This window comes from uncultured Corynebacterium sp. (assembly GCF_902489365.1).
Lineage (GTDB): Bacteria > Actinomycetota > Actinomycetes > Mycobacteriales > Mycobacteriaceae > Corynebacterium.
Genome location: NZ_CABTZR010000020.1, coordinates 1 through 18321, shown reverse-complemented (window position 1 = coordinate 18321; position 18321 = coordinate 1). Strand labels below are relative to the sequence as shown.

General features: G+C 61.4%; 19 protein-coding genes and 1 rRNA gene. 11 read left to right on the top strand and 9 right to left on the bottom strand.

The features are described 5' to 3' along the window. The first annotated feature begins 148 nt into the window (after positions 1-148). Positions 149-1324, top strand: a complete 1176-nt coding sequence (gene sepH / locus RDN59_RS04780; RefSeq protein WP_308606843.1) for a septation protein SepH — start codon at positions 149-151, stop codon at positions 1322-1324. 6 nt (positions 1325-1330) lie between these two features. Next, positions 1331-2161: a hypothetical protein gene (locus RDN59_RS04775; RefSeq protein WP_175974651.1), complete on the top strand. Its 831-nt coding sequence runs from the start codon at positions 1331-1333 to the stop codon at positions 2159-2161. Here the strand turns inward: RDN59_RS04775 and RDN59_RS04770 are convergent. From RDN59_RS04770 to RDN59_RS04760, 3 genes are all read right to left on the bottom strand, one after another. Next, entirely contained in the window at positions 2113-2934 is an 822-nt protein-coding gene (locus tag RDN59_RS04770; protein ID WP_046647294.1) for an RNA methyltransferase, read from the bottom strand. The two genes, RDN59_RS04775 and RDN59_RS04770, sit on opposite strands and share 49 nt — an antisense overlap. Before the next feature lie 44 nt (positions 2935-2978). Beyond that, a complete protein-coding gene (locus tag RDN59_RS04765; protein ID WP_308606842.1) occupies positions 2979-4382 on the bottom strand; it encodes an NCS2 family permease in 1404 nt (467 codons plus the stop codon). Between the two features lie 126 nt (positions 4383-4508). After that, positions 4509-5138 (bottom strand): DUF3027 domain-containing protein, encoded by a 630-nt coding sequence (locus RDN59_RS04760; protein WP_175974729.1) that lies wholly within the window; start codon positions 5136-5138, stop codon positions 4509-4511. A 56-nt stretch (positions 5139-5194) separates the two neighbouring features. Between RDN59_RS04760 and RDN59_RS04755 the strand changes: the two genes are divergently transcribed. Next, the gene (locus RDN59_RS04755; protein ID WP_308606841.1) at positions 5195-6067 is read left to right on the top strand and encodes a glutaminyl-peptide cyclotransferase; all 873 of its coding nucleotides are present in this window, start codon (positions 5195-5197) and stop codon (positions 6065-6067) included. An 11-nt stretch (positions 6068-6078) separates the two neighbouring features. Further along, on the top strand, positions 6079-6666 hold the full coding sequence (locus RDN59_RS04750; RefSeq protein WP_175974659.1) for a DUF2771 domain-containing protein: 588 nt from the start codon (positions 6079-6081) through the stop codon (positions 6664-6666). Positions 6667-6792: 126 nt separating this feature from the next. Here RDN59_RS04750 and RDN59_RS04745 read toward each other — a convergent pair whose 3' ends face one another. Continuing rightward, positions 6793-7173, bottom strand: a complete 381-nt coding sequence (locus RDN59_RS04745; protein WP_158382014.1) for a cold-shock protein — start codon at positions 7171-7173, stop codon at positions 6793-6795. Between the two features lie 526 nt (positions 7174-7699). On the opposite strand from RDN59_RS04745, the gene RDN59_RS04740 reads away from it, so the two are divergent. After that, the gene (locus tag RDN59_RS04740; RefSeq protein WP_175974661.1) at positions 7700-8362 is read left to right on the top strand and encodes a resuscitation-promoting factor Rpf1 domain-containing protein; all 663 of its coding nucleotides are present in this window, start codon (positions 7700-7702) and stop codon (positions 8360-8362) included. Positions 8363-8641: 279 nt separating this feature from the next. Here the strand turns inward: RDN59_RS04740 and RDN59_RS04735 are convergent, their stop codons facing one another. Next, complete coding sequence (locus RDN59_RS04735) at positions 8642-8827, bottom strand: hypothetical protein (RefSeq protein WP_308606840.1); 186 nt, start codon at positions 8825-8827, stop codon at positions 8642-8644. 100 nt (positions 8828-8927) lie between these two features. On the opposite strand from RDN59_RS04735, the gene RDN59_RS04730 reads away from it, so the two are divergent. From RDN59_RS04730 to RDN59_RS12285, 5 genes are all read left to right on the top strand, one after another. Beyond that, complete coding sequence (locus RDN59_RS04730) at positions 8928-11030, top strand: helicase-associated domain-containing protein (RefSeq protein ID WP_308606839.1); 2103 nt, start codon at positions 8928-8930, stop codon at positions 11028-11030. Positions 11031-11067: 37 nt separating this feature from the next. After that, the gene (locus RDN59_RS04725; protein WP_175974678.1) at positions 11068-12705 is read left to right on the top strand and encodes a DNA repair helicase XPB; all 1638 of its coding nucleotides are present in this window, start codon (positions 11068-11070) and stop codon (positions 12703-12705) included. Between the two features lie 4 nt (positions 12706-12709). After that, positions 12710-13348, top strand: a complete 639-nt coding sequence (locus RDN59_RS04720) for a DUF3239 domain-containing protein (RefSeq protein ID WP_175974680.1) — start codon at positions 12710-12712, stop codon at positions 13346-13348. Then, positions 13349-14476: an aminotransferase class I/II-fold pyridoxal phosphate-dependent enzyme gene (locus RDN59_RS04715; protein ID WP_308606838.1), complete on the top strand. Its 1128-nt coding sequence runs from the start codon at positions 13349-13351 to the stop codon at positions 14474-14476. 93 nt (positions 14477-14569) lie between these two features. Continuing rightward, positions 14570-14980 (top strand): DUF664 domain-containing protein, encoded by a 411-nt coding sequence (locus RDN59_RS12285; protein WP_374044588.1) that lies wholly within the window; start codon positions 14570-14572, stop codon positions 14978-14980. A gap of 102 nt (positions 14981-15082) precedes the next feature. Here the strand turns inward: RDN59_RS12285 and RDN59_RS04710 are convergent, their stop codons facing one another. Further along, positions 15083-15694 (bottom strand): TetR/AcrR family transcriptional regulator, encoded by a 612-nt coding sequence (locus tag RDN59_RS04710; RefSeq protein WP_175974686.1) that lies wholly within the window; start codon positions 15692-15694, stop codon positions 15083-15085. Between the two features lie 92 nt (positions 15695-15786). Between RDN59_RS04710 and RDN59_RS04705 the strand changes: the two genes are divergently transcribed. Then, entirely contained in the window at positions 15787-16587 is an 801-nt protein-coding gene (locus RDN59_RS04705) for a GAP family protein (protein ID WP_308606837.1), read from the top strand. A 587-nt stretch (positions 16588-17174) separates the two neighbouring features. Here the strand turns inward: RDN59_RS04705 and RDN59_RS04700 are convergent. The 3 genes from RDN59_RS04700 to rrf form a co-directional block, all read right to left on the bottom strand. Continuing rightward, positions 17175-17405 carry a hypothetical protein gene (locus RDN59_RS04700; protein WP_210386024.1) on the bottom strand — a complete coding sequence of 77 codons (231 nt, stop codon included), beginning with the start codon at positions 17403-17405 and terminating at the stop codon, positions 17175-17177. A 255-nt stretch (positions 17406-17660) separates the two neighbouring features. Then, entirely contained in the window at positions 17661-18107 is a 447-nt protein-coding gene (locus RDN59_RS04695; RefSeq protein WP_308606835.1) for a hypothetical protein, read from the bottom strand. A 114-nt stretch (positions 18108-18221) separates the two neighbouring features. Continuing rightward, positions 18222-18321 (bottom strand): 5S ribosomal RNA (rrf, locus tag RDN59_RS04690); the annotation flags it as partial.

Here is an 18321-nt window from a genome sequence, read left to right as displayed (position 1 = left end):
TACTGACTTGGTACGCCGCACAACACCATTTATTGCAGCCATTTGTTGCGGCATACAACATGCCCCGCGCTCTTGCCAGAGTTCGGGGCATGTTCTGGGTAAAGTGGACTTCATCACATGTCCGCTACCAGGCTAAGGAGCGCCCACCATGCGCGAGATTTTCCTCGCACCCAGCGACTCAACTGACACCTCGCTCGTCCTCCGGGCCGAGGATGGTGAGGAGTTCTTCCTCGAGGTCACCGACGAGCTTCGCGAGCTTCTCGCTCCCGCCGATTCCGCTGAGCCCACTTCCGCGAACGAGGGCGCTGAGCAGGACGCAGAAGGCACCGACGAGGAGGCAAGCGGCTCCTCCGCCGTCTCCGCACAGCAAGACCATTCCACCGGGCTGCGCACCGTTATGCCTACCTCTGGTGGCTCGCCTTCTTCCCCGCAGAGCCAGCCCGCACCGCAGGCACAAGAAATCCGCCTACGCCCCAATGAGATTCAGGCCCGCATTCGTGCCGGTGCTTCCGCTGCGGAGATCGCCGAGGAGCTCGAGGTTCCAGAATCCCGCATCGAACCTTTCGCGCACCCGGTGCTGCTGGAGCGGGCGCGCATCGCGGACGTCGCCAAGCAGGCCCACCCGATCCGCGAGGATGGCCCAGCCAAGCTCACCCTGTGGGAGATCCTCGCCACCGCCTTTGCCGCGCGCGGACACTCCCTGTCGGAGGCGACGTGGGATGCCTACCGCCACCAAGGCGAGCCGTGGATCTTGCGCATCACGTGGAAGACTGGGCTGTCCGCCAACGAGGCGGAGTGGACCTTTAAGCAGACCATGTCCTCCCCGGCCACGGTGGAGGCACGCAACTCTGTGGCCGCTGACCTCACCGACCCGGACTTCGTGCAGCCGGTGCGGTCGCTGACCTCCGTGGGCCGCGGCGAGCGCTACGACGAAGCCATCGACGGGCGGGAGTACGCTGAGGGCCGCGAGGTCAACGAAGCCGCACGCGCCGGCACCCCTGGCGTGACGGAGCTGTCCTCCTACGCCGGCGGCGATGACGCCGCTAACGAGGCAGACGCCGGTGCATACGCCGAGCCTTCCGTTCTTCCCTCCCCGCACGGTGGGGAGCACCCCGCCGAGAGTGCAGCCGATGCGGGCACGGACTCTTCTAACGAGGAGGCCACACAGCAGACGGACGAGAAGGACACCGGGGTGGACGAGGACTTCCTCCAAAACCCGGATCCGGAACCTAAGCCCACCAAGCGCCGCCGCAAGGCCGTCACCCCTCACTGGGAGGATGTGTTGCTCGGCGTTCGTTCCTCCACTAAGCGCCCCCGCGAGTAGCCTGCCGTGGATACACAAAGCGCCGTTCTCACTCTCTGGTACGTCACCGCCGCCGACCCCGCCGAGGTCCTCCGCGGCGAGCCCAAGGCCGACCGCGGCTTCGGCCGCAAGTTCCTCGCTCAGCTCAATCCCGCACTGCCGGTGACTCCCATCGGGCAATTCCCCCTCAACCGTTCCGCCGAGCCCGGCGCGAGCGAGTTCTATGTGGGCGGCTATCCCGGTGTGACCGTGGTGCAAACCATCATCCACGATGATCAGCTGACTCTCTCCCAGCTGTCCCGCACCTTGCGCGAGGCCGTGCCTGCCACAGAAATCTACGCCTTCGCCTCCAATCCGGAGACCGGCTATGCCGGGTTCGCCCACTGGACGGGCAGCCGCCTGCGCCGGTCGCTGTGCGGGACGCGTTTTAACCTCTACGAGGACCATGGTCTGCCCGAAACCTTCGAGGCCCCTTTCTGGGCCGGGGAGATGGATGAGCCGGTGGGTGGGATTTCCCTTCCCTTTGAGCCGCTCAACATCACCGAGGCGGCCCAGGAATTCTGGTTGGGCATCGAGGTCGGCGCGGACGGCCCTGACGTGGACGTCGTAGGCTATGCCACCGATGGGCGCCCCGAGCCCAAGGTCGATACTCCCCTGCCGCGCCGCAGCGTGGCCGAGGTAGCCACCACCTCAGTGTCGAAGCTGGGGCTCAATGACTATGACGACTACGAAGAGTACGACCTCGAGCCGGAATCCACCGGTGAGGAGATCATCCGCACGGCCAAGCACCTCGGCGGCTTGGTGCGGCGCTACGCGGTATCGACCTCGCGGAACCTCTGGGAGCGCTGGCGCTCGTAGAAGGCGATGGCCGCCGACGTCGCCACATTAAGGGAATCCGTGCCCTCCGCCATGGGGATGCGGGCGCGCACGTCGGTAGCGCGCATGGCGTGCTCGGTCAAACCTGGCCCCTCCGCACCGACCAACAGCGCTACCTTGTCCGCGCCCTCTAACGCATCAGCAATGTGCACGGCATCCGGATGCGGGGTAAGCGACACCAGCCGGAAGCCCTGCTCGCGCAGCTTCTCCAACCCGCGCTGCCAGGTGGTAAAACCGCCGTCGAAACGCGCCCAGGGCAAGCGCAGAACGTGCCCCATGGACACGCGCACCGAGCGCCGGTAGAGCGGGTCCGCGGCGCCTGAGCCGAGCAATATGCCGTCAACATCCATGCCTGCAGCATTGCGGAAGAGCGAGCCGATGTTCTCGTGATCCCCCACGCCTTCCATGATGGCCAGGGTGCGAGCACCTTCGAGGACCTCGTCCACAGTCCAAGCTTCCGCGCGGTCGGCCGCAGCAACCAGCCCGCGGTGCATATCGAAGCCCGTGACTTCCCCCAGAGTCTGGCGGGTTACTTGGTAGACGGGGATATCCCCGACATCGTGGTTCGCCAGGAAGGTGTCGAGCTTCGCCTCAAAGCCGATGATGCAGCGCACCGGGAAGCGGGAGGCCAGCAAGCGCTCGACGCACAGTGGGCCCTCACCAAAGACGAAACCCTCGCCGGACTTATCCGCGTGCTTGAGATCGCGGATATCGTCCAGGCGAGGGTCTGTGGGGTCATCGATGACAAAACGCATGGGCCCTAGTCTAGGCGCAGGGCCAGCTGCTCCCCTTAGCCGGGCTATGCCAACAGCGAGCTGATGGGTTCCATAGCGAAGTAAACCACGAAGAGGGCCGCCACGAGCCACATGATCCAGTGCACCTTCTTGGCCCTACCAGCAAAGGTGGCCATCAGTGCATAGGCGATGAAGCCCACGCCAATACCGTTGGCGATGGAGTAGGTGAATGGCATGACCACGATGGTGAGGAAGGCCGGGATGGCCTCCTCCATGCGGTTCCACTCGATGTCCTTAAGCTGGGCTGCCATCATCACACCGACGATGACGAGGACGGGGGCTGCTGCCTCGATCGGCACGATCTCGTAGAGCGGGGTGAGGAACATGGCCAGCAAGAAGATCACGCCGGTCACAACGTTGGCAAAGCCGGTGCGGGCACCGTCACCGATACCAGCCGCCGAGTCCGCGAACACGGTGTTGGAGGACACCGAACCCGCACCACCAGCTACGGCGCCAAAGCCTTCGACGACCAGGGCGGTCTTCATCTCCGGAAGGTTGCCTTTCTCGTCCACAAGGTTGGCCTGTTTGCCTAGGCCGTTCATGGTGCCCATGGCGTCGAAGAAGTTGGTGAGCAAGAGGGTGAAGATCAGCAGCACGGTGGAGACCACGCCCAGCTTGGTGAAGGCGCTGATGGGATCGACCTGGCCCACAATCGACAGGTCCGGCAGACCGCCCAGGGAGCTAGGCACTTCCGGGGTGGCCATACCCCAATCCTCGGAGCCGGTAAAGGCCTGAATAATCATGGCGATGATGGTGGTGATGACGATGCCGATGAACAGGCCACCGCGCACCTGGCGAATGACAAAGAAGGCGGAGAGAATCAGACCCACGACGAAGACGAAGGCCGGCCACGTAGCAATAGAGCCGTTCACACCCAGGCTCACCGGGACGGTGGTCATCGCGGCATCCGGGACGCGGGTGACGAAGTGCCCGTCCACGAAACCAATGAGGGCAATGAACATACCGATACCCACGCCCATCGCGGCCTTCATGGAGGCGGGGATGGCGTCGAAGACGGCCTGGCGGAAACCGGAGATGGCCAGCAGGACGATGATGAAACCTTCAATGACAACCAGGCCCATGGCCTCGCGCCATTCCAGGCCGTTGAGGGAGACCATGGTCACGGCCACGAAGGTGTTCATGCCCAGGCCCGCGGCCATGGCGAACGGGTAGCGGGCGATCACGCCGAAGGCGATGGTCATGACACCGGCCACCAAGGCGGTTGCGGCGGCGACTTGTGGGATTCCGAGGGTGGTTCCGGCCGAGTCAGCGGAGGTACCCAGGATGAGAGGGTTGAGGAGAATGATGTAGGCCATCGCGAAGAACGAGACCACACCGGCGCGGACTTCGGTTCCAATGGTGGATCCGCGTTCGGTGATTTTGAAATAGCGATCGATAGCTGCGTTCATCGTGAGAGAGCGCCCCTTCTATCTAGAGAAATGAAGTTTTACCTGCTAAGGGTGCTCCATTGGGGCACTAAAACGCAAAACCCGCACGCGGCAACGCTGCTGCGCGCGGGAAGAAAACCACACTCTTTAATAGATAGGCCTCTCATCGTCGAAGGGCCTTTCCTGCTCCGATCCCTCTTCACGGACGGTCGTGCCGGAATGCGCGCCGCACCCGTAGGTGGCGTGCACCACTTTTCCATCCGCCGAGTATTCATTGGCACAGACGCCGAAATTGGGCAGCAGTTCGAGGTAGAACGCACAGGTTTTGCACTGCAGTTGGGCCTGCGCCGCCATCTCCGTATTCGGCCCGTACTTCGTGCGCCAGCGCTCCTTGGCCTCCTTGAGGCCAGCCTCGGAGAGTTTCCCATCATCCAGCCTGTCATCGTCAGGCGCCGGCGGCATGAGGTCACCCGGACCCAAGTCCCCCGGGCGCAGGCGCTCGGAATAGGGCACCCACTCCGGGGCTTGGAGAGCTTGGCCGCCGGGGACGAGTGCAACCTCGTTCACGGTCGGCGTGCGCGATCCTTCGGCGCAGGCGACGACGGCATGCCACTCCCATCCCGGATATCCCGGAACGTGGGCCTCAAAACGGTGGGTGGCCACGTTGCGGCCCACACCGGCAACGCCGCGGTGCTTACCGACGTCCCCCTCACCTACCTCCTCCACGGCTCGGCGCGCCAGGTCGACAGCCGTCGAATCGAGAAGCGGGGAATGCATCTTTTTCTTGCGAGTCACCCTCCCATTATTAATCACACGCCCGAGCATCATGCACAATGACAGTCATGGCTTTCCCGCACTTCCCCCGCGCCTCCCGCGCGCTCGCCACAGCTTTATCCGCCGCCGTGCTGCTCGCACCGCTGGCCTCCTGTTCCTCCCAAGCTGCAGACGAGCACGCATCCTCATCTACGACGACAGCGGCGGGCAGCGATGGGACGTCGCCAAGTGCACGCACCCCAGAGCGCCTCGGCGTCACCGTCCTGGACACCGCGCCCCTGCCGCCCGATACCTTTACCCAAGGCCTGGAAGTCGACCCTGACGGTCACCTGCTCATCGGCACTGGGCTCAACGGCAAGTCCCGATTGATGCGCCTAACCCCGGGCGCAGCGACCCCGTCGGAGGAAGTCGCTCTCGAGGACTCCTTCTTCGGCGAGGGCATCACTCAGACCGATGCCGGTATCTGGCAGCTGACGTGGAAAGCCGGCACTGCCTTCCTGCGGGACTCCACCACCTTTGAAGAACTACAGCGCGCTCATTACGACGGCGAGGGCTGGGGCCTGTGCAACGCGGGTTCCGAACTCATCATGTCCGATGGCTCCGCGATGCTGCGACACCTGGACCCACAGACTTTTGAGGAGCGCGGCCCGCGCACCGAGGTCACCCTCGACGGCTCGCCGGTGGATAACCTCAACGAACTCGAGTGCGTCGATGGTGTGGTCTATGCCAATGTCTGGATGAGCGAGGATATCCTGCGCATCGACCCCGCGTCCGGCGTGGTCACCGCGGTGATTGACACCGCGAACCTCAATCATGTCCCTTCTGCGGATCCCAATGCCGTACTCAACGGAATCGCCCATATCCCGGGCACCGACGAGTTCTGGATCACCGGCAAGCTCTGGGATGAGCTGTACAGGGTGCGCTTCGAGTAGGATTTTCAGCCATGGCTACCGTGAAGCAAGCAAGGAAGAAATCACTGCTGCAGTTTCTGGCGCTCATTATCGCCGTGGCAGTCATCGTCGTTGCGGTGGTGATGTTTCAGAAGTGGTGGAATGATCGCCCGGGCCCCGACCCGCAGGACGTCACCATCACGGCCACGGTGGGCGGTGAAACGATTGAGGTCGCGCCCTATAGCGTCTGCGAGCCGGGCGCCGACTGCGAAGAGGGCGAGGTTCCCAACCTCACGGTGGGCCCCGATGACACCCTGAAGCTGGAGATCCCCGACGCCATCTATAACCACGAGTGGTCGGTGCTCTCCATTTACGATGACCCGGCCGCCAACGACAGCACTGCGCACGGCGCCAACGAAACCACCTCGCTGGAGATCCCCGGCTCTGTCCCGCCGATTGAGGCTTCCACCGGCGAGCGCCCGCAGCTAATGGTGGTGGAAATCTCCACCCTCATGATTGGCCACGATGCCAATGGTGAGGAGACACCGATGCACACGGTGTGGTCGCTATCCACCATGACCGACGAAGAGCTCAAGGAATCCAAGGCCACGGGCGACGCCGAGGCCCCCGCGGACAAGTAGCCGCGCCCCCTGCCCCACGATCGCAAAAGTGCCCTAGCTGCCAAACTTACGGCTGATCATTGAAAAATCAGCCTAACTTTCGTCAGCTAGGGCACTTTCGAGCCATCGGCCTAAAAACTTTAGGCCCTAGCTATCCAAGTCCTTTGCAATAGCACGCAGAATCTCCGCCACCTGGCGGCCAGTCTTGCGCTCCGGGTAGCGGCCCTGGCTGAGCACCGGCTGCACTTGGGTTTCGAGGAGCGTCATGACGTCGGAAAGCATGCTCGATAGCTCCTCCGGCTTGCGGGCCGGGGTGCGGCGGCGCGGAGCATCAAGGACCTTCACGCGCAGGGCCTGCGGGCCGCGACGGCCCGCTGCGAAGTCGAACTCGATGCGCTGGCCTGGATACAGCTCATCGACGCCCTTGGGCAGCACGTTTCGGCCAACATAGACGTCTTCATCGCCGGGGTTGCTGACAAAGCCGAAGCCCTTGTCCGCGTCATACCACTTCACTTTGCCGATAGGCATGGTTCTTCACTCACTTTCTTTCCGTCTCTCCTCTCCCAAAGCTTAGGCCGTATCACGTGCCTGCCGATAGGCTCCGGTCTTCTGGGGTAAGGAGGCGCGGCGAAGCGTGGTTGAGACTTAAGCTGCCGCGCGGAGGAACTATCCGTGGAACTTATAAAGAGATACATCTTAACCTCCACGCACCCCACCAAAGAAACCAGAAATAAGTATCGCCCCAACCACCACACCCGTTACAAGTGTGACATAGCTAACATTACCGTCGCGAACAGGGGAAACGTAGGGGAATCCCCGCTTCCGTTACCGTTTTGAGCCATTTAACGTGACTGATTCGTTATAAACCGCTACTCTTTCCCACAGGCACTTCGGCCGCCGGCCGTGGAAGTCTCGCCCCAGACACAGTCCGGGCTTCCACACGGCGGCCATACATGATGTGCATGAACGTGAACATCAATTGCAAAACTACATGCCGGACTGGGCATCATCTGGGCGCGAGAAAGCAAGAACAACCTAGAGAAGGAATACTTTAATGGGACGCCACTCCGCTAAGAACAAGTCCATCGCCACCAAGTTTGCCGCTTCCACCGTTGCCGTCGGCGCCGCCGCAGCCATCATGGCTCCGAACGCTGCCGCCGCACCGGATTCCGATTGGGACCGCCTCGCTCAGTGCGAGTCCGGCGGCAACTGGGCCATCAACACCGGCAACGGCTACCACGGCGGTCTGCAGTTTAGCGCACAGACCTGGCAGGCCTTCGGTGGCGGCGAGTTCGCCCCGACCGCTAACCTGGCCACCCGCGAGCAGCAGATCGCTGTTGCTGAGCGCACCCTGGCACAGCAGGGCTGGGGCGCATGGCCGGCTTGCTCCGCTAGCCTGGGCCTAAACTCCGCACCGACCCCGCGCAACGTGAACGCTGCCCCGGCGCCGGCCGCTACTCAGGTAAAGGAAGAGACCGCACCGCAGGCACCGGCTGAGGCACCGAAGGTTGTCCAGGAAGCTGCCGAGGAGCCCACCGACGAGCTGGCTGTTGACGCCCTCTACACCCTCATCGAGGACACCGCTACCCAGTACGGCCTGACCATCCCGGCCTCCTTCACCGAGCAGTACAAGGCTAACCGCCACGACTTCAACGCCTTCTACTCCGCTAACCGCCACGTCATCGACCCGCTGGCACAGGTTCTGGCTGCACGCTAATTAGCGCGCTGTGCTAGCACGGCGCCGTAGAAGCACAGCTTTAAGTACATAAGAAAGTAGGGGCCGGCTGGATTTCTCCAGCCGGCCCCTACTTTCATTTCTTCTAAGGCTCCAGCGGAACTGCTCCGCCTAGCCCCAAAGACATCCTCAAGACGGGATGCAAGAATCTAACACAAACACACATAGCCCCACCGAGGAGAACATTCTCGGAGGGGCTGGGCGAGCCGCGCACAGCGCGGCCCCACCACTAAGAGCATGCGCGGTTATCCGCGCAGCCGATTAGTGGTTAATGCGGGTGTACGGGTGAACGTAGTTGAGCTTTTCTGTCGGCATCGGCAGAATCAGGTCGTCACCGTACGGGCTGGAAGCACCAGCAAAAGGTGCAGTGAGTTCAGTAATTGCGTGCTCGCGGGGGCTGTTCTTCGGCCAAGCCGGGGATACGAAGCCTTTGTTCTCGTTCGACATGCTCCTTATTATTCCAAACCCCGCGGCAAAAAGTAACTTATTGACCCAACGAGGGCCCCATGCCTCCCCCACCTACTAAGTACTAAGCTTGATCGCCATTATGACCACCCCCTCCAACCGCGCCCGCGTCACTGAGAGCTACCGCGACTGGCTCAGCCGCTTACCCGATGAGGACTTGCGCGCCTTACTGAGCAACCGCAGCGATGTCCTCTCGCCAGCACCAAAGGATTTCGACGCGCTTGCCACGCGCCTGACACTTCCGATGCACGTCGCGGATGCCTTAGCAGCAAGCAATGCCGAACAGCTAGCTGCTTTGGAGGACATCGCCCACCGCGGCGGCGAGGTCGGCATGGTGGAGGACACCAACCCGACAATCACGAAGCAGCTCAAGGAGCGCGGCTTAGTCTTCGGCGATGCCCCGCAGGTGCGCATCGTCACCGCCGTCATGGGCTCGCTTCCCACCGGATGGTCGCTGCGCAACCAAGTCGAGTTCGATGAGAAGGACCTAGCCACGCTTGCTCCCGAAGAGCGCCGAGTCCTCGATGCCTTAAGCACTAGCGACGGCATGGGCTACACCACCGACACCGAGCCGGACATCAATTCCGAGGATCCCGCCAAGCGCCTGCTGGCCAAAGGTTTTCTGGAGCGCATCAACGCGCACTCGGTGCGCCTTCCGCACTCACTGGCCCGCCTGTTGGCTGGTGACACCACCCCGCCCATTCCCACCACCCCTTCGGGGCGCGCCGGCACACCGGATCCGGATACCAAGGCGGATGACGCCGGCGCGGCGGCAGGCCTGGAAGCCGTGCGCGGCATGGAAAGGCTCATCGAGTTACTCGGAAGCCATCCAATTTCCCTGCTGAAGGACTCTTCGGTGGGCGTTCGTCCCCTCAACCAACTGGCCAAGGACCTCGACATGGATAAGGAAGAGGTCGCGCGACTTATCTGCTTGGGCCACCACGCTAGGCTTCTCCACCGCGGCGAACCGGATGGCTTGGAGGGGCATTTCCTCGCAGCTACCACTGGCTCCCAGGACTGGCTCGAGGCTAATCTCGGGGAGAAGTGGCGCATTCTTCTCGACGCCTGGCGTACCTCCCCCTGGGCCAGCTGGACCGACTCCCGAGTGCTCGCGGAGGACAGCCTCGTGCGCCGTCTGCCGCGCTTTCGAGCCTTCGTCCTCGGCGTCTATGCACACTCCGCAGTCGCGCTGAACGACGAAGAGTTCTGGGAAGACCTGCGGTTTCGCTCCCCACTTTTTGCCAGCCACACGCGCACGGTGACCATTGAGAAGCTGCGCGCCGAAGCCGAATGGATCGGTGCCATAGCACTGGGCAAGGCCACGCGCGTGCTGGGTGATTCTGCCGCGGCCACCAGCCTCGTTCCCGAAACGGTCAGCGAATTTATCATCCAGCAGGACCTCACGGTCCTCGTACCCGGCCCCCTTGAGCCAGACACACACCGCACCCTGGCATCCCTGGCGGACCTCGAATCCCCAGGCCTGGCCAGCGTGTACCGCATCAGCGAGGCCACCATCCGCCGCGGCATGGACCAGGGGCTCACCGCGCAGGAAATGACCGACTTCTTGGAAGCGCACTCCCCGACGGGCGTGCCACAGGCGTTGGGGTTTGCCATCGGGGACGTCGCCAAGCGCCATGGAACCCTCCGCAGTGGACCTGCACTGTCCTATTTGCGCAGTGAGGATCCCGCACTCTTAGAGCTCGCCGCTGCCTCAGTCCCCGGCCTGCGCCTGCTCGCGCCCACCGTGGCGGTATCGCAACTGCGCGTGGACGAGCTTCTGGAAAAACTGCGCGCTAAGGGCCTCTCCCCCACTGCGGAGGATGAATCCGGCGCCTCCCTGGCCGTCGCCCCCGAGCCTTACCTTTTGCCCACGCCCCGCACAAAGCCCCGCAAGCGCGAGCCCGCCTCGGTGGATGAAGCCGTGCAGGTCCTGCGGCAATCAGCACAGAATCCCAGCGCGCAGAAGGAAGAGGAGCCGGATCCCCTCACGCTCGCCCGCGCCGCCGCGCGTTTCCACGCCGATATCGTGATTTCTTATGCCGATAAAAGCGGCGAAATCCGCACCGTGACTGTAAAACCACTGTCGGTCGAAGGCGGCTACATTGATGCCCTGGGGACAGCGGGCAAACCCGTGCGCTTTCCGGTTCACCGCATTTCCTCCGTCCGCTTCGCCGACAGAGATTAAGTCCTTCCCTGACGCACAGAGTAGAAAGGCCCCAGATATGCCCGGACCGCTCATCGTCCAATCGGACAAGACCGTCCTCCTCGAGGTGGATCACCCGCAGGCCGACGAGGCCCGCGCAGCGCTCGCGCCTTTTGCTGAGCTGGAGCGCGCGCCCGAGCACATCCACACCTACCGAATCACCCCACTGGCCCTGTGGAATGCGCGCGCCGCCGGGCACGATGCCGAGCAGGTCGTCGATGTTCTGGAGAACTACTCCCGCTTCCCGGTGCCGCAGGCGCTGCTGATCGACGTCGCCGAAACCATGTCGCGCTACGGCCGCGTGCGCCTGCTGGCACATCCGGCCCACGGCCTCATCCTCGAATCGGACGAGCCTGTCGTCCTGGAGGAACTCACGCGCACCAAGAAGGTCAGCGAACTTCTGGGCCCGCGCATTGATGACAACACCATCGCCGTGCCGCCTTCCGCGCGCGGGCGGCTCAAACAGGAGCTGCTCAAGGCCAGCTGGCCCGCCGATGACCGCGCCGGCTACGTCGATGGTGAATCCCACCCCATCGCGCTGAGCACAAAGGAAGTGGACTGGAGCTTACGCGATTATCAGCAGTATGCCGCCGATTCTTTTTGGTCCGGTGGCTCCGGCATTGTGGTCCTGCCCTGTGGCGCGGGCAAAACCATCGTGGGTGCTGCCGCCATGGCCAAAGCACAGGCCACCACGCTTATCCTCGTGACCAACACCGTGGCCGGGCGCCAGTGGCGCGATGAGCTGCTGCGCCGCACCAGCCTCACGCCGGAGGAAATTGGTGAGTACTCGGGTGAGAAGAAGGAAATCAAGCCGATTACCATCGCCACCTACCAAGTGGTCACCCGCAAGACCAAAGGTGAATACCGGGCACTCGAGCTCTTCGATTCCCACGACTGGGGCCTTATCATCTACGACGAAGTCCACCTCTTGCCCGCCCCGGTCTTCCGCATGACCTCCGACCTCCAATCACGCCGCCGCCTAGGGCTGACCGCCACGTTGATCCGCGAGGACGGCCGCGAGGGCGATGTCTTCTCGCTCATCGGGCCCAAGCGCTACGACGCGCCGTGGAAGGAGCTGGAATCCGCCGGCTATATCGCCACCGCGGACTGCGTCGAGGTGCGCGTCGACATGACGCAGGAGGAACGCCTGCTCTATGCCACGGCACAGGCGCGGGAGAGGTACAGGATTGCGGCTTCGGCAAGCGCGAAGCTGCGGGCCGTCGACAAGCTGCTGAAGAAACATGAAGGTCAGCAGGCCCTCATCATCGGCGCCTACGTGGACCAGCTGGAGGAGCTCGGTGAGCACCTAGACGCACCGGTTATCGACGGCAAGACCTCCACCTCCAAACGTGAGAAGCTTTTCCAGCAGTTCCGCGAAGGTGAGCTCGCCACGCTCGTGGTGTCCAAGGTCGCGAACTTCTCCATCGACCTTCCCGAGGCTGCCCTGGCCATCCAAGTCTCCGGTACCTTCGGCTCCCGCCAGGAGGAGGCCCAGCGTTTGGGCCGCCTGCTGCGTCCTAAGAAGGATGGCCAGGAAGCCACCTTCTACACTCTGGTGGCGCGCGAATCGATCGATGCGGAATACGCCATGCACCGCCAGCGCTTTTTGGCCGAGCAAGGTTATGCCTACCGGCTGGTGGACGAAGTAGACTTGTGAGCTGATGAAGATTTTCAAGTTTGCAGTCAACGAAGACTTTGCCAAGAAGAACAACGAGCTCCTCCGTGATTCCTCGCGCCTGCGCAACTCCGGCCTCGTCATGGGCCTCGTGCTTATAATCGCTGCGATTGCCGTCTACTTCGGCATGGAGGCCGTCTGGCGCATCACGCTGGCGGTAGGCATGGCACTCTTTGGCATCTTTTGCGCCGTCATCGGTGTCTTGGCTTCGCGCAAGGTTGGCTCGGCCCAGGAGCTCTACGACTCCTATCCGCTTGCCCCCGCGGTCGTCGCGGAGGTCAATGAGCGCGACATAGTCCTCATGGCCTTGGTGAACACCAATGTTGACCCGAAGGCACCGCCGCGGTGGGGCGCGTGCTTGCGCACAGTCACCAATATCCCGGGCATTAAGCGCACCGTGGGAACCAAGGTTCCGGTGGCCGCGGTCTCCGGCCAGCGCAGCAGCAGCGATAAAGAACACTGGCAACAGATCACCCCGATGCCGATTGCCTGGGGCACCCCGGACGCGGAGACAGTGACGATTGCCCGCAAGTCCATTCCAGAGGATCAGTGGCAGCGCCTCGAGCGCGCCCGCAAGCGTCTAACCGATGTGAAAGCTACGAAATACGATCTGCTGGTGCTCTAAATGACTGTTCACAGGCTTGAAGAATTCGGCGAGACCATCTTCGCCACCATGACCGCGCTTGCCGTGGAGAATGACGCGGTGAACCTGGGCCAGGGTTTCCCCGATACCGACGGCCCGCAGCGCATGCTGGAGATTGCCCAGGAGAACATCGCCGGCGGTAACAATCAGTACGCTCCCCTGCGCGGCGTTCCGGAGCTGCTCAGCGCCATCGCCGAAACCCACTCCGTCCCTCAGGACCACGTCGTGGTCACCGCGGGTGCTACCGAAGCGATTACAGCCACGGTGCTCGGTCTGGTGGAGCCCGGCCACGAGGTCATTGTCCTTGAGCCCTACTACGATGCCTACGCCGCTGCCATCGCGCTTGCCGACGCCACCCGCATCCCCGTCCCCTTGAAGGAATCCGGCAACAGCTGGGATATCGACGTCGATGCGGTGCGTGCAGCCGTGACCGATAAAACCGCCATGGTCATCATCAACACCCCGCACAACCCGACCGGCTCGGTCTTCTCCCGCGAGGCGCTCACCGAACTCGCCGAGCTATGCGTGGAGAAGAACCTCCTCGTGTTGGCTGACGAGGTCTACGAAAACCTCACCTTCGGCACCGAACACGTCAGCATCGCTTCCCTGCCAGGGATGGCCTCGCGCACGGTCACGGTTTCCTCTGCCGCCAAATCCTTCAACTGCACTGGGTGGAAGACCGGCTGGGCTATCGCAGAACCCACGCTTCTCGACGGCGTCATCAAAGCGAAGCAATTCACCACCTTCGTCTCCACCACGCCATTCCAGCCCGCCGTGGCCCATGCCCTGCGTAATGAACGGCAGTGGTTGGACGCCATGGTGTCTGAACTTGCAGAATGCCGCACCATCCTGGTGGATGGTCTTGAACAGTTAGGGTTCCACGTCCATGACACCGGCGGCACCTACTACGTGGTTGCCGATGTCTCCTCTACCGGTTTAAACGGCATCGATTTCTGCATGCAGCTGCCCGAAACGAAGGGCGTGGCTGCCATCCCGCTGGCGGCCTTCACGGACAATCCCGAGCCGTGGAAGTACAAGGTACGCTTCGCCTTTTGCAAGCGCCCCGAGGTGATACGGGAAGCCGTACGCCGCCTAACTGCAGAGTCCTAAGAATGCAGGCTCCTGCACATGCCTGCTCAGCCCCTACATTGCACCACCCTGCGTTTTCCTCCAAGTTCTTGCGAAAGGCAACCCTGAAAAGACATGGCCGTTCAGGTAGATTGCTCAGGCGTGACACATGTTCCCCTTCGTAGTCGCTGGACTGTTGCGGGGCTTCTGAACCATCAGCGGTACGCCATCCGGTTTTGGATCGCAAATGTCGTGGTAGGCGCTGATCTTCCGGTCCCGTGGACTGATGACTCTCCACATGAAGACTGGAACGCGGATCCCGATGTCACGGTCGAGCTCTTCGTCGATGCCCTTCAACAGGAGTGGGAGGATGCCTTGTCTTTGCTTGCAACGTATCCACCGGGAGAGCCTGCATCCCAAGCTGACGAGGACGGCAGGCACCCCACTGTCGACTGGGTGTTGTCCCATCTACTGGCCGAAGCATCCAGGCACGCCGGACACATGGATGCCGTTTGCGAGATACTCGTACTCCCACCCGTCGATTGACATCCACTCGCCGGGGACTGGCACAGTGCCTCCGCACTGACATGGGTTGGAGGACTTCCTGGGCATGAAGGGGCATGCTGTACCTCCAGCCCTAGTACCGTCCTAGTCTTTAGGAGAACCTGGTTCCACAATCAGCGCGAGTCCCGAAGCAAGGTCTGCCAACAACTGCTTCGCCGAGTCCACAGGAGCATTGAGGTAGTCGATCGTCAGCCCGTTGACCAGTGCAGTGACAAGACGAGCACCTTGCTCAGGCGACAGCCCTCGGGCCAGCTTTCCGAAGCGTTGCGCTGCTTCGAGACCTTCAGACACCCGCGCCCGAAACTTCGTCACCTCGGCGTCGTATAAGTCAGCCAACCATTCGCGCGTCGAGGCAGCAGCTCCCACTATGACCCACACAGCGGAATCTTCGCGCTGGACAGGTCCAACTGGCAAAAGTTCAGCAAGGCGCCCCTGGAAGGCCGCGTGAAAATCCGTCGCATCGGTTTGTGTAAGGGCCCGCGACTCCTGGCGCTGCAACGACCTGACAAAAGCTTTCGCGATGATGTCGTCCCGTTTACCCATCTGGTACTGGACAGTCCCAGGTGCGACGCCAGCCTCAGTGGCGACATTGCGCACGCTCAGGGCATCGAGGCCCTGGCTGACCATCACTCGAATGGCAGCATCAGCGATCACTGCGGCGGTGCCGGTGATGGGTGTGTTGCGATCAACGGACATGGAGCTCCAATCTTGCGTAGCTCATTTGCGATGAGCCATTCATGAGTGTAGTTGCACTCGCGCAATGCGCCTCATACAATCGTACCAACCGCATGATTAATACGAACGTATTAATCGGGATTAGGGCCCTTCGCGAAGCTAAGGTCAACCTCCCCTCGAACACCCGACTACTGGAGAATTCCATGTCAGACTTCCTTCCCCTTGCCGGCCTTGCACTCGTAGATAGTTTGAGTGCAGGTACCCTTGTCATTCCTATCGCCCTGATTGTTATCTGGCGACGAGTACGTTTAGGCCTATTGGGCACCTATCTCGCTACGATCGCCACGGCCTACTGCGGCCTTGGCATTGCGCTTCTATTAGGGTTCGATGCTGCAGTATCGAGACTTTCTGGCGTAAGCGAGACTGATTGGTTCCGGTGGGTGACGCTTGTTCTGGGCGCGGGGCTTTTCATCTTCGGTGTATTCTCGCCAAACCCCAAAAAGCCCGCGGCCACGCAGACCGCCGGCCCCGAAGTACCGAAGAGTCGCGCCTCCCGCCTTGCACAAGGCGCGTCACTGAGCGCGTCCGGCATGGTAGGGCTTGCGCTAGGCGCTGCCGTTGTCGAGGCTGCGACGATGTTGCCCTACCTAGGCGCAATGGGAATTATCCAGTCTATGCCTTTCGGGTTTAGCGGCAAGGTCGCGCTTATTGCGGGGTACTGCATCATCATGGTCCTTCCGGCAACTCTTATGGCTGTCATTGCAGGCGCAGCAGGGCCGGCTATATTTCCCCGTCTGGAGCGCGCCATCCGTCGGCTGGAGTATGAAGCGAAAGTGACGTTGCTGTGGATCGCGGCAATTGTGGGAGTCTACATGGCGGCATCGAGTGCAGAAGGACTCGGATTGATCGGTTGAGTCCCAGGTTGATCCTTGAGCGATAGCGTCGATTGAAGAGCCCTTCCTACAAAGCTAGCCCTCGGCCCTTCATAACGGCGGCCGCAGCCGGGGTTATGTCAGGGCAAGGGTGGGAGCGCTAGCGAGTACCCGCGCCAGCAAAACCCGCTCACCGAAACATCAGTGAGCGGGTTAAAATAACCGGGATTATTCGGCAGGGCGAAGGCGATCCCTCGCCCACTTTTCGGCCTCTTCAGCCGCAGCGGTAGACGCGTCCAGAGCGTTCACGATGCTCCGTTGCTGGCCACCATCAAGACGATCCCACTGCTCGTTCGTTCAAGGCCGCGACGATGATCGCCTGGGCGTGCTCGCCACTACTTAAGGTTGCATCGTCAGGATCATAAACAGGCACACCGTGAGTAGCGAGTAGATCATTGATTGGTTTCATGGGCACCAGTCTTTCCTTAGTGGTGGACGCGCATGCGCAATCACTAGAAAATATTTTCTATAAGTGCTTTATTAAACAGGATGCTGCATCGGTCGTCGCGTGCACGCTGACCCCAATCTGAGTGTTCCCGATACTGCCCAGGAGCAGCGAGCCCATATGACTACTTGTTCAAGCCGGTTAGAATCCAAGCACTACCCGGATTATCCAGAGAAAAAGTGAGAGCAACTGTCGTTGACTCCATGATTAAAGAAGACGGACTTGATGGAGAACACAGATCGAGAGCCTGTCGAGAGAACCTCACCCATTGTTCGCTGTCGCCCTTTCCTCTAAGAAAGAGGAAGTTTTCGTGATCGGAGAAGCCGTGTTCTGGAACAGGGGGATCATCAGCCATAAGTGTTTCTTTGACTGTTTGATACGGAGTGTATGGGCACACGAGCGAAAACTCAGTCCACTCTGGTCCGTAGAGTTCCTCCAGTGTGATGGACTCAGTAACGGGGATTGCATGTCCCGATCGTCCTAGGGACGCGAGATGAGAAGCCAATGGGTCATCAAAACTACAAGAGGAGAGTAATAGGGAGACAATACTAGTGAACCCTATCCGCGCCATCATGCGTCTCATTAACATAACCGCCTTCTCGTGCCTATCCTAGGAAAGTGTAGATAGCAGTCCAATTCTAGCCCAGAGGGCGCACTGGTTCAGAGCAGAAGCTTCGTCGCCACTAATTGCGAAAGCAAATCCAAGAAATCGACCTTGGGCATTGTTATACAGGTCCATGCTGGTCTCATCCGCTGGCCCCTGAGCGACAGTTTCGTGGCTAGTAGCAATGCGTTCAGCTGCATCTGCACCGAATCTCATCGTCATCAGGGCATTCCACGAGCAGTGCCGAAAAGCATCGCCCTTTCCATTGTGGAGTGATGTGGCGCCAGGAAACCGGTTCTGCGCTTCCATACTCGCGGTTGTGGCTGCCTGATTGGCGATGCCGCATGATACTACATCGACCAGCGCGATGCAGGACAGCATTTCAAGTGCAGACGCGGAAGTGCATTCATGCTCCGTGCTGATCATGACTATTTTGCGCTTGACAATGCCCACCAGGTGGTCGGTACTTACAGGCTAGGTGCGAAAACCACAAAGGGACCGTTGAAGCGGTAGAAATGCTTCAACGGTCTCTCTTTGTTGTGTATTGAGTTGTTTGTTGTTGTTTAATGTCGGCGGTTTCTTACTCTCCCACAACCTCCCGGTTGCAGTACCATCAGCGTTAGCAGGCTTAGCTTCCGGGTTCGGAATGGGACCGGGCGTTTCCCTG

Coding starts and splice junctions, on each gene's coding strand:
- RDN59_RS04730 (WP_308606839.1), top strand. CDS start 8,928: ATGACCACCCCCTCCAACCGCGCCCGCGTCACTGAGAGCTACCGCGAC.
- RDN59_RS04760 (WP_175974729.1), bottom strand. CDS start 5,138: ATGCATTCCCCGCTTCTCGATTCGACGGCTGTCGACCTGGCGCGCCGA.
- RDN59_RS04745 (WP_158382014.1), bottom strand. CDS start 7,173: ATGCCTATCGGCAAAGTGAAGTGGTATGACGCGGACAAGGGCTTCGGC.
- RDN59_RS04750 (WP_175974659.1), top strand. CDS start 6,079: ATGGCTACCGTGAAGCAAGCAAGGAAGAAATCACTGCTGCAGTTTCTG.
- RDN59_RS04735 (WP_308606840.1), bottom strand. CDS start 8,827: ATGTCGAACGAGAACAAAGGCTTCGTATCCCCGGCTTGGCCGAAGAAC.
- RDN59_RS04755 (WP_308606841.1), top strand. CDS start 5,195: ATGACAGTCATGGCTTTCCCGCACTTCCCCCGCGCCTCCCGCGCGCTC.
- sepH (WP_308606843.1), top strand. CDS start 149: ATGCGCGAGATTTTCCTCGCACCCAGCGACTCAACTGACACCTCGCTC.
- RDN59_RS04715 (WP_308606838.1), top strand. CDS start 13,349: ATGACTGTTCACAGGCTTGAAGAATTCGGCGAGACCATCTTCGCCACC.
- RDN59_RS04705 (WP_308606837.1), top strand. CDS start 15,787: ATGATTAATACGAACGTATTAATCGGGATTAGGGCCCTTCGCGAAGCT.
- RDN59_RS04710 (WP_175974686.1), bottom strand. CDS start 15,694: ATGTCCGTTGATCGCAACACACCCATCACCGGCACCGCCGCAGTGATC.
- RDN59_RS04770 (WP_046647294.1), bottom strand. CDS start 2,934: ATGCGTTTTGTCATCGATGACCCCACAGACCCTCGCCTGGACGATATC.
- RDN59_RS04740 (WP_175974661.1), top strand. CDS start 7,700: ATGGGACGCCACTCCGCTAAGAACAAGTCCATCGCCACCAAGTTTGCC.
- RDN59_RS04725 (WP_175974678.1), top strand. CDS start 11,068: ATGCCCGGACCGCTCATCGTCCAATCGGACAAGACCGTCCTCCTCGAG.
- RDN59_RS04720 (WP_175974680.1), top strand. CDS start 12,710: ATGAAGATTTTCAAGTTTGCAGTCAACGAAGACTTTGCCAAGAAGAAC.
- RDN59_RS04765 (WP_308606842.1), bottom strand. CDS start 4,382: ATGAACGCAGCTATCGATCGCTATTTCAAAATCACCGAACGCGGATCC.
- RDN59_RS12285 (WP_374044588.1), top strand. CDS start 14,570: ATGGCCGTTCAGGTAGATTGCTCAGGCGTGACACATGTTCCCCTTCGT.
- RDN59_RS04700 (WP_210386024.1), bottom strand. CDS start 17,405: ATGGCTGATGATCCCCCTGTTCCAGAACACGGCTTCTCCGATCACGAA.